This is a genomic window from Streptomyces sp. NPDC107765 (assembly GCF_055657085.1).
The window spans coordinates 248,912-259,770 of sequence record NZ_JBVKBL010000014.1; the positions used below are offsets into that span (position 1 = coordinate 248,912).

Here is a 10,859-nt window from a genome sequence, read left to right on the forward strand (position 1 = left end):
GCAACCGTGGCTGAACCCACCGCTGCATCAGGGGACTTCGTGCCCTCGTATCCGGCCGCGCAGATCGCCGCGGCCTGGCGGCGGGAACGCCCCGGTACCCCCACGGAGTCGATCGAGATCGTCACGCCCCTGTGGTGGCTGGCGAAGCTGTTCGCCCATGACCGCAACCGGGTACTGCGCGAGGCGGGGATCGATGCGGCCACCCTCGACCTGCTCTCCGTCATCCGGCGTTCGGGACCGCCGTACACCCTCAGCACCCGCGAGATCGCCGACCTGACGCTGGTGACCGCGGGAGCCATCTCACAGCGCGTGGCCCGGGCCGAGCGGGACGGCCTGGTCCGGCGGAGCCCGGGGACCACCGGCCGCCGCACCGTGCTGGTGTCACTGACGCCCGACGGCCATGCCCTCATCGAGCGTTCCGTCGACGCCGTCCTGGGCCGCGAGGCCACCCTCGTCAGCGATCTGTCGGCCGACGAACGTGCGACCCTCATCACGCTGCTGGAGAAGCTGATGACCGACGTCCGACGGCGCACATCCCTCGCCGGGGACTGAGCCGGTCCTTCGGGCGCCCGGCACCGGGGAGGTCACGGGGCGGATCCGGTGCCGGCGCGGTGGGTGGCGGCGTATTCGGCGAAGAAGGCCGCCTCGGCGAGCAGGGCGGCGCGGAGTTCGGAGAGCAGCACGCGCTCGTCGGGGGCGTGCAGGTTGCAGAGGTTGTCCTCGGCGCCGAAGAGCAGGATCTCGGCGTCCGGTACGGCCCGGGCCAGGCCGTTGACGAGCGGGATGGAGCCGCCGGTGGCGGTGTGGACGGGTTCGGCGCCCCAGGCGCGGCGCAGGGCGGTGCGGGCGGCACGGTAGGCGGGACCGTCGGTGGCCGCCTCGTATCCGGGGCCGGCGTCGGTGGGCGTGACGGTGAGGGGGATGCCGAAGGGGCGCAGGCGCGTCAGGTGGCGGACGAGGGCGGTCCGGGCCTGGTGCGGGTCCTGCCGGGGGTGGATGCGGAGGTTGAGCTTGGCGCGGGCGTACGGGACGACGGCCGAGGCGCCGCGCTCGACGGAGGGGGCGTCCAGGCCGGTGACGGTGAGGGCGGGTCCGCTCCAGAGGCGTTCGCCCAGGCCGCCGGAGCCGATGAGGGGGGTCCCGTCCGGGACGCCGGCCAGTTCGCGGAACTCGTCGTCGGTGAAGGTGGTGCCGTTCCACGGTTCGCGGCGCAGGCCCTCGACCGCGACGTCGCCGTGCACGTCGTGGAGGGTGGCGAGGGCCTTGAGCAGGACGAGCAGGGCGTCCGGGGCGGCACCGCCGTACTCGCCGCTGTGCACGGCGGCGTTGAGGGTGCGGACTTCGACGTGGACGACGACCGAGCCGCGCAGGGCGGTGGTGAGGGTGGGTGTGCCGGGGCGGATGCTGCCGGTGTCGGCGATGATCATCGCGTCGCAGGCGAACAGGTCGGGCTCGTGGGGCGGGTAGTCCTCGAAGGCGCTGCCGTACTCCTCCTGGCCTTCGAAGACGATCCGGATGCCGACCGGCGGGCGGCCGCGGTAGGCCCGTAGCGCGCCGATGTGGACCAGGAGGTTGGCCTTGTCGTCGGCGATGCCGCGGGCGCGGATACCGCCCTCGATGTCGGTGGGTTCGAACGGCGGTGAGGACCAGAGCCGTTCGTCGCCGGGCGGCTGGACGTCGTAGTGGCCGTAGAGCAGGACGGTGGGGGCGTCGGGGGTGGGCGGCGGGACGGAGCCGGTGATGACGGGGGCGGTGTGCGGGAGGTTGAGCTCGCCGATGTCGGCCACGCCGGCGTCCCTGAGGAGGGCCACGACGAGGTCGCGGGCCTGGAGGACCGGTTCGGGCGAGAAGCCGGGGAAGGCGATCGAGGGGATGGCGGCGAGCCGCTTGAGGTCGGCACACACCCCGTCCATCAGGGCGTCGACGGTGTCCTCCAGGGACGGGGCGCCGGAGCCCCGGGCGGGTGGATCGTTGGCTTCCTGATTCACCGCGGAACCCCTCTCCGTGGCACCGGACCGGTGCGCGCACCTGCAGCACTGACGTCATTTCAGGGCGAAGGAAGCATATCGGCCAGAGCGGGGCGAGGGGCGGGAGGCGGGGCGGCGGCCGGCGCGGTCCGGTCACCCCTGGGCCGCCGCACGGACCACCGGAGTGGGCAAGGGTGGGTCGGCGAACGGGAGTTGGGTACGCCCGGGCGGCTGTACGACCTCCCTCAAGTCTGGTAGGAAAGCTTCCTAACGATTGGGGAATCCCGAACCCCCCACGGCTCGCCTGACTGGAGGACCAACTCCATGCGCACCCGATCGACAGCCGGCAGGACCCGCCCCCTGCTCTCCCGGACCAGCGTCCGGGTCGCCCTGGGCCTCGCCCTCGTCGCCGTACCGGCCACCGCCGTCGCCACCACGGCGATACCCGCCGACCACCACCGCCCGGCCGCCGCCCACGACGCCGCGCGGACCGCCCGGGCCGCGACCGGCCTGGACGACCCGGCGAAGAAGGAGATCGCCATGCAGCTCGTCTCCAGCGCGGAGAACTCCTCGCTGGACTGGAAGGCCCAGTACAAGTACATCGAGGACATCGGCGACGGCCGCGGCTACACCGGCGGCATCATCGGTTTCACCTCCGGCACCCACGACATGCTGGAACTCGTCGAGCTCTACACCCAGCGCAAGCCCGGCAACGTCCTCGCCAAGTACCTCCCCGCACTGCGCGAGGTGGACGGCAGCGACTCGCACGAGGGCCTGGACCCCCACTACACCAAGGACTGGAAGAAGGCCGCCCAGGACCCGGCGTTCCAGCAGGCCCAGAACGACGAGCGGGACCGGGTCTACTTCAACCCCGCGGTCAAGCGGGGCAAGGCCGACGGGCTCGGCGCCCTGGGCCAGTTCGCGTACTACGACGCGCTGGTGATGCACGGGGACGGCGACGACCCGACGAGCTTCTCCGGCATCCGCAAGCGGGCGCTGGCCAAGGCGAAGCCGCCGGCCCAGGGCGGCGACGAGAAGACGTACCTCAATGCCTTCCTCGACGCCCGGGCCTGGGCGATGAAGCAGGAGGAGGCGCACAGCGACACCAGCCGGGTGGACACCGAGCAGCGGGTGTTCCTCAAGAACGGCAACCTCGATCTGCACACCCCGCTGGACTGGAAGGTCTACGGGGACAGCTACCACATCGGCTGAGCCACGAGAACCAGAACGGCCCGTAGGAGAACGGCAGTTGCCGCTTCCCTACGGGCCGTAGCCGTGCGGGTTCCGTAATGCCGCCGGGCCCAACGTCAGTGGGCCGGGGTGGTCGCCGGTTCCCCGCTGTCGTCCACCGCGCTGCGGTCGGGTTGTTGCGGGATCTGTGGATCGCCGGATGCGGCCTCCGCGGTCTCTCCGGCCGCTGCCTCCGGGTCCCGCCTCCCGAAGTGGTTGAAGGCGAGGTTGAGGACGATGGCGACCAGACAGCCGGTGCTGATGCCGGAGTCCAGCACGACCAGCAGGTCCTTGGGGAGGTGGTGGTAGAAGTCCGGCGCGGCGATCGGGATCAGGCCGATGCCGACGGCGGCCGCGACGATCAGCGCGTTGTCGCCCTTCTCCATCGCCGCGGTGGCCAGCGTCTGGATGCCGCTGGCGGCCACCGAGCCGAAGAGCACGATCCCGGCGCCGCCCAGGACCGGCAGCGGCACCAGCGAGATGACCGACGCGGCCACCGGGCACAGTCCCAGCACGACCAGGATCAGACCGCTGGTCGCCACCACGAACCGGCTGCGCACCTTGGTCATCGCGACCAGGCCGATGTTCTGGGCGAAGGCGCTGTTGGCGAAGCCGTTGAAGAGCGGGCTGATCGCCGTGCCGAGGGTGTCGGCGCGCAGTCCGCCCTCGATGGTGCGCTCGTCCGCCGGGCGGTCGACGATCCGGCCGAGGGCGAGCATGTCGGCCGTCGACTCGGTCATGCAGACCAGCATCACGATGCACATCGACACGATCGCGGCGACGTCGAACTCCGGGGCGCCGAAGTGGAACGGCGTCGGGAAGCCGATCAGGCTCGCCTTGGTGATCGCGGAGAAGTGGGTGATGCCCACCGGGACGGCGATCAGGGTGCCGGCTACCAGGCCGAGCAGGATGGCGATCTGCTGGAGGAAGCCGCGCAGCACCCGGCGCAGGACGAGCACGATCAGGAAGGTCAGCGCGGCCATCCCGATGTTCGTCAGCGAACCGTAGTCGGGCGCCGCCTCGTTGCCGCCCTGGGACCACCGGAAGGCGACCGGGAGCAGGGAGACGCCGATCAGGGTGATGACGGTGCCGGTGACGACCGGCGGGAAGAACCGGACCAGCTTGGAGAAGTAGGGGGCGAGGAGGAAGCCGAGCACCCCGGCGACGATCACCGCGCCGAAGATGATCGGCAGCGCGTGCTCCGGGCTCTGGGCCTTGCCGATGGCGACCATCGGTGTGACGCCGGCGAACGAGACGCCGTTGACGAACGGGAGCTTGGCGCCGACCTTCCAGAAACCGAGGGTCTGCAGGAGGGTGGCGATGCCCGCGGTGAAGAGGCTGGCGCCCATCAGGAACGCGGTCTCGGTGGCGCTCAGCCCGCAGGCCGGCCCCACGATCATCGGCGGGGCCACCACACCCGCGTACATGGCGGCCACGTGCTGCAGGCCGCTGGTGAACATCTTGAAGGGCGGGAGGGTCTCGTCGACCGGATGCTTCCGGTCCCCCTCCGACTTCTGCCCGGTACTTGCGGCCACTGCGGGCCTCCTGTCGATTTCTGCGTCGCCGGGGCCGGCGAGGCGAGGCTGTCACGGAGGGCTTGCCATGTGGTGCGTGTGGGGGAAGTCGCCTGGTGAGCGTCAAGTGGTGGAGCCGCGCTTGTGGCGCAGGAACGGGCGAACGGGGACCGACCGGCCCGGGGGTACGAGAAGTCCCGCACCCCCGGGGTCCGGCGCTTGCGGATCCCGCTCGGATCCACAAGCTCAGCCGGGAGCCGTCCCTCCCGGCCGAGTTGGGGGGTTGCGTCGGCGGCGGTGCCGCGCCGGGGGTCAGCCCTCGGCGGCGATCCGGGCCAGACGCTGCGCCTCGGCCCGCGCGGTGCGGGCGATGGCGTCCTCGTCGACGTTGGTGAGGTGGTTGTCCTCGACGACCGGCTTGCCGTTGACGAGGGAGAGGGTGACCGGTGCGGCGGCGCCGAAGACCAGCGCGGTGACCGGGTCGGCGATGGAGGAGTGGCCGAGTCCGTCGAGCTTCCAGAGCACCAGGTCGGCGAGCTTGCCGGGCTCCAGCGAGCCGATCTCGGAGGTCCGGCCGAGGACCTGCGCGCCGCCGTAGGTGCCCAGGCGGAGGGACGTGCGGGCGTTGAGGGCGGCTTCGCGGTGGCTGCCGAGGCGGTTGATCAGCAGGGCGTTGCGCAGCTCGGTGTGGAGTTCGCCGGACTCGTTGGAGGCGGTGCCGTCGACGCCGAGGCCGACCGGGACGCCGGCCGCGAGCATGTCGGGGACGCGGGCGATACCGGCCGCCAGGCGGGCGTTGGAGGACGGGCAGTGCGCGACGCCGGTCTTCGTGCGGGCGAAGGCCGCGATGTCGGAGTCGGTCATGTGGACGCAGTGCGCCATCCACACGTCCTCACCGAGCCAGCCGGTGGACTCGAAGTAGTCGGTCGGGCCCATGCCGAACAGCTCGTGGCAGAACTTCTCCTCCTCGACCGTCTCCGAGCCGTGGGTGTGCATGCGTACGCCCTTGCGGCGGGCCAACTTGGCGCCCTCCCGCAGGAGTTCGGTGGAGATGGAGAACGGCGAACAGGGTGCGGCGGCGATGTGCACCATCGAGCCGAAGGAGGCGTCGTGGTGCTTGTCGATGGCCTCCTCGGTGCCCAGCAGGGCGCCCTCGGTGGTCTCGACGGCGAAGTCCGGGGGCAGGCCGCCGTCCTTCTCGCTGCGGTCCATGGAACCGCGGGCCAGGGTGATCCGGGCGCCGATCCCGGCGGCCGCGGCGAGCTCGGCGCTCACCAGGTCGCCGGAGCCGTGCGGGAAGACGTAGTGGTGGTCGGAGGCGGTGGTGACGCCGCCCTTGACCATCATGCCGAGCGAGCCCTGGGTGGCGGCGGCCAGCATCTCCGCGTCGATCCGGGCCCAGGTCGGGTACAGCGCGACCAGCCAGTTGAACAGGTTGTGGTCGGTGGCCAGGCCGCGGGTGATCCACTGGTAGAAGTGGTGGTGGGTGTTGACCAGGCCGGGGGTGACCAGGTGCCCGGTGCCGTCGACCCGGCGGACGACGTTCGCAAGCCCCTCGGGGGCCTTGCCGGCGCCCACCGACTCGATGATGTTGTCGGCGACGACCAGGTAGCCGCTGGCGTACTCCGTGTCGTCGGCGTCGACGGTGGCGATGGCGCAGTTCTCGATGACGATGCGCTGCTTCACCGCGCTGTCAGGGGATGCCGATGCAGCCATGGTGCTGTCCTCGTACTTTCGGTGACGGCGGTTGGGCACGGCATGGCCCTAGGGGATTTGAGTGCCGGAGCCGGGCGAGGCGGCTGACAGTACCGCTGCCCGTGCGGTGCTCCGGGTGCCGAGATGGTGGAAGAACAGGTTGAGCGCGACCGCGACCAGTGCTCCGGCGCTGATCCCGGAGCCGAGCACGGTCTGTGCCCAGGCGGGGAAGTCCGCGTAGAAGGTCGGCGCGGCGAGCGGGATGATGCCCGCGCCGAGCGACACGGCCACCAGGATGATGTGGGAGCTGTCGTCGAGACCGGCCTCGGAGAGCGTACGGATACCGCTGACCGCGATCGATCCGAACAGGACGATACCCGCGCCGCCGAGCACCGGCATCGGCACCAGCGAGACCACGGCGCCCAGGACGGGGAAGGCGCCGAGGACGAGGAGTGCGGCGCCGGCCAGCGCGACGACGTACCGGCTGCGGACCCGGGTCAGCGAGACCACTCCGACGTTCTGCGCGAAGGCGCTGGTCGGGAAGCCGCCGAAGACCGGTCCGAGGAGCGTGGCAATGCCGTCGGTGCGCAGTCCGCGGGTGAGGGTGGCGCCGGTGGTGGGCCGGTCGCAGATCTCGCCGAGGGCCAGCATGCCGGCCGAGGACTCCGTCATCAGCACCAGCATCACGAGGCACAGCGAGAGGACCGCGGCGGGCTGGAATTCGGGCGGGCCGAAGGCGAACGGGGTGGGCAGTGCGGCGATCGGGGCGGCGCGCAGTGCCTCGAAGCTCGCCATCCCGAACGGGATCGCGGCGAGGGTGCCGACGACCAGGCCGATCAGCAGCGCGATCTGCTTGACGAAGCCCTGGGCGAAGCGCTGGATCAGCAGGATCACCACGAGGGTGAACGCGGCGAGCGCCAGATTCTCCATGTCACCGAAGTCGGCGGCGTGCTTGTCGCCGCCCTGGGCCCAGCCGACCGGCACGGGCATCAGGGTGACCCCGATGAGGGTGATCACCACGCCGGTGACCAGCGGCGGGAAGAACCGCAGCAGCTTCCCGAAGAACGGGCCGATCGCGAGGCAGAAGACGCCGGCGACCATCACCGCGCCGTAGATGGCGGGGAGTTGGTGACCTTTGGCGGTGGTCTCGGCGATGGCGAGCATCGGGGTGATGCCGGCGGAGCTGGCCGCGTTGACGAACGGCAGCCGGTTGCCGGCGAACTTCCGGATGCCGAGGGTCTGCAGGAGCGTGGCGAGCCCGGCGATGAGCAGGCTGGCGGCGATCAGCCGGGTCCGGCCCGCGGTGTCCAGGCCGACGGCCTGGCCGATGATGAGCGGAGGGGTGACGACGCCGGCGTACATGGCGGCGATGTGCTGGAGTGCGGCGGGGACGAGCCGCCTGGCCGCCGGCTTCTCGTCCACCGGATGGACCGGGGACGAGGGGTGGTGCGGGACTTGCGAATGCGGTGCCATGGGTCGTTCCCCTCGGGTTCCGCGCCCCCTCCCCGCTGCGGGGCGAGGAGGGGGGCGAGGCACGGCGCTGCGTCTGAAGCCCTCAGAGGTTCGTCAGATCCACCGGGATCTTGGCTTCGACACCGTCGCGCAGAACAGTGGCTTCGATCAGGCCGTACGGGCGGTCCGCCGCGTAGTAGACCTCATTGTCGTTCTTGAGCCCGAACGGCTCCAGGTCCACCAGGAAGTGGTGCTTGTTCGGGAGGGAGAACCGCACCTCGTCGATCTCGGAGCGGTTGTTGATGATGCGCGAACCCATCTGGTACAGGGTCTGCTGGAGCGAGAGGCTGTAGGTCTCGGCGAAGGCGTGCAGCATGTGCTTCTTCACCTGCTCGTACGAACGCTCCCAGTTGGGCATCCGCTGCTCGTCGTCGGTCCAGTTGAACCGCCAGCGGCCCGATACCTCGGTGGCCAGGATGCGGTCGTACGCCTCCTTCAGCGTCGTGTACTTGTCCTTGATGTAGCCCCAGAACTCCGAGTTGGTGGAGTTCATCACCACGAGGTCCTTCAGACCGGAGATGACCTGCCACTGCTCACCGTCGTAGGTGATCTCGGTCAGTCGGGTCTCCTGGCCCTTGCGGACGAAGGAGTGCTTGACCTCGTCCGAGCCGATGAACTTGGAGTTGGCGTCGGAGGTCTCGATCCGCTCCCAGGCGTACTCCTCGATGCGGATCCGGGCCCGGTGGATCGGCTCCTGGCTGGTCACGAAGTGCCGGGCCAGGTGGATGCCGAACTGCTCGGCCGACTCGATCCCGTACTCCTTGGCGAAGGCGTACACGGTGTTCTTGGTGGTGTCGGTGGGCAGGCAGTGGGCGTTGGAACCGGAGAGGTGGACCTCCTCCAGGTCGCCGGAGAGCGCGACGGAGACGTTCAGGTCCTTGATGTGGTGCGTGTCGCCGTCGCGGGTGATCTTGACGACGCGGTTTTCCGCCTTGCCGTACTGGTTCTGGCCGAGAATCGTGGGCATGTCGGTGCTAGCTCCCTCGGTATACGGAGTAGCCGAACGGGTTGAGCAGCAGCGGTACGTGGTAGTGCTCGCCCGGCTTGACGGCAAAGGTGATTGCCACCTCCGGGAAGAAAGCTCCGCTGTCCCTTACGCGGGGGGCGTCCTGCTGTTCCTCGGCTTGCTGGTGGGAAACGAAGTACGCCTCGGTCTCGAATTCGATGCGTACGTGGGTGGTGCCTTCCGGCAGGGCCGGCAGGTCCTTGCAGCGCCCGTCCGCGTCGGTCTTGGACGCGCCGTGGGCGGTCCAGGCACCGTCGCCGCCGGAGCGCACCGAGAGCGTGAGGGCGACGCCCTCCGCGGGGCGGCCCACGCTGGTGTCCAGGATGTGCGTGGACACCGACGTCTGTGCAGCCGTCTCGCTGCTCATGCTGCGTCTCCTTCCGCGGTTTCCGCGATACGGGTCAGGCGAATGCGGTTGATCTTGCCGAGCTCCACACGAACGATCTCCCGTTCCTGTTCCGGCGAGTTGTCGATCCGGTTACGGAGCGCGTCGCGCATCTGCTCCCCGGTACGACCGGAGGCGCAGATCAGGAAGACGTGCCCGAACTTCTCCTGGTAGGCCAGGTTGAGTTCGAGCATTTCCGCCTTGAGCTCGTCGGAGGCGCCGGCCATCCCGCTCTGCTCGCGGTTCGAGGTCGCATCGCCCGGCTTCGGCCGGCCGATGGGCGGGTGCCCGGCCATCGCCTCGGCCAGGTCCTGTGCGGTCAGCTCCGCCATGGCGGCGTCGCTGGCGGCGAACAGGGCGTCGGTGGTGGCGTAGGGGCGCTGGGCGAGGACCTTGCTCCCCCATGCCCGGCTGGCGCACACCTCGTGCAGTACGGACCGGGCCGTACCGTCGTCGGAGGTGTTGAACCGGGCGAGCCCCGCCGGGGGCACAGGGGCGTCCCCCGTGGAACGCGGTGTGCTCGAAGACACGGGAAGCCTCCGTGGCCTGGTGCTGGACAGCTCTGCTTGGCTGGAAACAGCTAAGACCCCCGGCAACATCACGTCAACACTTTGTTGAAAACTCGGCGACACAAAAGCCGCCGTCCGGCGGTACGGGACGGCGGCTTCGGCGGCCTGGACGGGACGGCTGCCCGCTTCGCCTCAGTCGGCGTCCTTCGCGGCGTTCTCCCTGTTCAAGTAGTTGTAGACGGTGAAGCGGCTGACGCCAAGGGCCCCCGCCACGGTCTCGACGCCGTGCCGGACCGAGAAGGCGCCCCGGGTTTCCAGTATCCGGACCACCGACTGCTTGGTCTTGCGGTCCAGCTCGGACAGCGGCATGCCGTGCCGGCGCTGGAGCTCGGCGAGGATGTGGTCGAGCGAATCCGACAGGTGCGGGAGCCGGACGGCCACCCGGTCCTCCCCCTCCCAGGCCAGCACGACATCGTCGCCCCGGGCCTGGTCCGGCGCGACCATCTGTCCACCCATCGCGTCCACCAGCGGCTTGACCGCCTGGACGAACGGGTGGTCCGCGGGCTCGGTCACGACGCGCCCCCTTCGCCCTGCCGGGCATCCCCGATCACATTGACCTGCAGGGAGACCCGGGTGGCCCCGGCCCGCAGGGATTCCCGCAGCAGCGCGGCCACCGCACCGAGCACCTGATCCGCGTCGCCCTCGGCCGTGTTGCCGAACGGGCCGACGTCCACGGCGTCCAGCTCGGCGCCCGTGACGATCTCGCGGGCCACCACCGCATGCGCCGGCGCCTCGTCCAGGTCGAACGGCTCCGTCGTGAACTCAACTCTCAATCGCACGTCGCTCAACCTACGCGCGGCGGGCCCGACTCACCAGAAATTGCTCCGGAGCCCCCTTGACAGCCTCCGAGCGCGGCGGGCAATGTTCCAGTACGCAGAAAAACAGTTCCGCTATCCGGAAGGAGCGCCGGCCCTCATGGGTTTCACGGACACGCGCTTCAACGTCAATCTGTCGATCCTGTTCACCGAGCTTCCGTTGCTG

11 protein-coding genes are annotated in these 10,859 nt (G+C 70.2%); 2 read left to right on the top strand and 9 right to left on the bottom strand.

The window, feature by feature from the left end:
• The first annotated feature begins 6 nt into the window (after positions 1-6).
• A complete protein-coding gene (locus tag ACZ7MX_RS30335) occupies positions 7-552 on the top strand; it encodes a MarR family winged helix-turn-helix transcriptional regulator (RefSeq protein WP_472136626.1) in 546 nt (181 codons plus the stop codon).
• A gap of 32 nt (positions 553-584) precedes the next feature.
• On the opposite strand, the gene ACZ7MX_RS30340 is transcribed toward ACZ7MX_RS30335, so the two are convergent.
• Positions 585-1,988 carry a M20/M25/M40 family metallo-hydrolase gene (locus ACZ7MX_RS30340; RefSeq protein ID WP_472136628.1) on the bottom strand — a complete coding sequence of 468 codons (1,404 nt, stop codon included), beginning with the start codon at positions 1,986-1,988 and terminating at the stop codon, positions 585-587.
• A gap of 303 nt (positions 1,989-2,291) precedes the next feature.
• Here ACZ7MX_RS30340 and ACZ7MX_RS30345 point away from each other — a divergent pair, with 303 nt between their 5' ends.
• The gene (locus ACZ7MX_RS30345) at positions 2,292-3,179 is read left to right on the top strand and encodes a chitosanase (RefSeq protein WP_472136629.1); all 888 of its coding nucleotides are present in this window, start codon (positions 2,292-2,294) and stop codon (positions 3,177-3,179) included.
• 95 nt (positions 3,180-3,274) lie between these two features.
• On the opposite strand, the gene ACZ7MX_RS30350 is transcribed toward ACZ7MX_RS30345, so the two are convergent.
• The 8 genes from ACZ7MX_RS30350 to ACZ7MX_RS30385 all read right to left on the bottom strand — a co-directional run bounded on the left by ACZ7MX_RS30350 (position 3,275) and on the right by ACZ7MX_RS30385 (position 10,657).
• Entirely contained in the window at positions 3,275-4,732 is a 1,458-nt protein-coding gene (locus ACZ7MX_RS30350) for a nucleobase:cation symporter-2 family protein (RefSeq protein ID WP_472136631.1), read from the bottom strand.
• Positions 4,733-5,023: 291 nt separating this feature from the next.
• Positions 5,024-6,427 carry an 8-oxoguanine deaminase gene (locus tag ACZ7MX_RS30355; RefSeq protein WP_472136633.1) on the bottom strand — a complete coding sequence of 468 codons (1,404 nt, stop codon included), beginning with the start codon at positions 6,425-6,427 and terminating at the stop codon, positions 5,024-5,026.
• A 48-nt stretch (positions 6,428-6,475) separates the two neighbouring features.
• Positions 6,476-7,879, bottom strand: a complete 1,404-nt coding sequence (locus ACZ7MX_RS30360) for a nucleobase:cation symporter-2 family protein (protein WP_472136635.1) — start codon at positions 7,877-7,879, stop codon at positions 6,476-6,478.
• 82 nt (positions 7,880-7,961) lie between these two features.
• Positions 7,962-8,885, bottom strand: coding sequence for a factor-independent urate hydroxylase (gene pucL / locus ACZ7MX_RS30365; protein ID WP_472136637.1), 924 nt, complete (start codon positions 8,883-8,885; stop codon positions 7,962-7,964).
• A gap of 7 nt (positions 8,886-8,892) precedes the next feature.
• Positions 8,893-9,291, bottom strand: coding sequence for a hydroxyisourate hydrolase (uraH, locus tag ACZ7MX_RS30370; RefSeq protein WP_030415156.1), 399 nt, complete (start codon positions 9,289-9,291; stop codon positions 8,893-8,895).
• Complete coding sequence (uraD, locus tag ACZ7MX_RS30375) at positions 9,288-9,839, bottom strand: 2-oxo-4-hydroxy-4-carboxy-5-ureidoimidazoline decarboxylase (RefSeq protein WP_472136639.1); 552 nt, start codon at positions 9,837-9,839, stop codon at positions 9,288-9,290. The genes uraH and uraD overlap by 4 nt, the downstream gene beginning before the upstream one ends.
• 171 nt (positions 9,840-10,010) lie before the next feature.
• On the bottom strand, positions 10,011-10,391 hold the full coding sequence (locus tag ACZ7MX_RS30380) for a helix-turn-helix domain-containing protein (RefSeq protein WP_030415158.1): 381 nt from the start codon (positions 10,389-10,391) through the stop codon (positions 10,011-10,013).
• Positions 10,388-10,657 carry a YkoF family thiamine-binding protein gene (locus ACZ7MX_RS30385; protein WP_472136641.1) on the bottom strand — a complete coding sequence of 90 codons (270 nt, stop codon included), beginning with the start codon at positions 10,655-10,657 and terminating at the stop codon, positions 10,388-10,390. The genes ACZ7MX_RS30380 and ACZ7MX_RS30385 overlap by 4 nt, the downstream gene beginning before the upstream one ends.
• Positions 10,658-10,859: the final 202 nt, after the last annotated feature.

Bases quoted from the DNA above. Each gene is read 5' to 3' on its own strand.
- ACZ7MX_RS30355 (WP_472136633.1), bottom strand. From the start codon at position 6,427: ATGGCTGCATCGGCATCCCCTGACAGCGCGGTGAAGCAGCGCATCGTC.
- ACZ7MX_RS30345 (WP_472136629.1), top strand. From the start codon at position 2,292: ATGCGCACCCGATCGACAGCCGGCAGGACCCGCCCCCTGCTCTCCCGG.
- ACZ7MX_RS30360 (WP_472136635.1), bottom strand. From the start codon at position 7,879: ATGGCACCGCATTCGCAAGTCCCGCACCACCCCTCGTCCCCGGTCCAT.
- pucL (WP_472136637.1), bottom strand. From the start codon at position 8,885: ATGCCCACGATTCTCGGCCAGAACCAGTACGGCAAGGCGGAAAACCGC.
- uraH (WP_030415156.1), bottom strand. From the start codon at position 9,291: ATGAGCAGCGAGACGGCTGCACAGACGTCGGTGTCCACGCACATCCTG.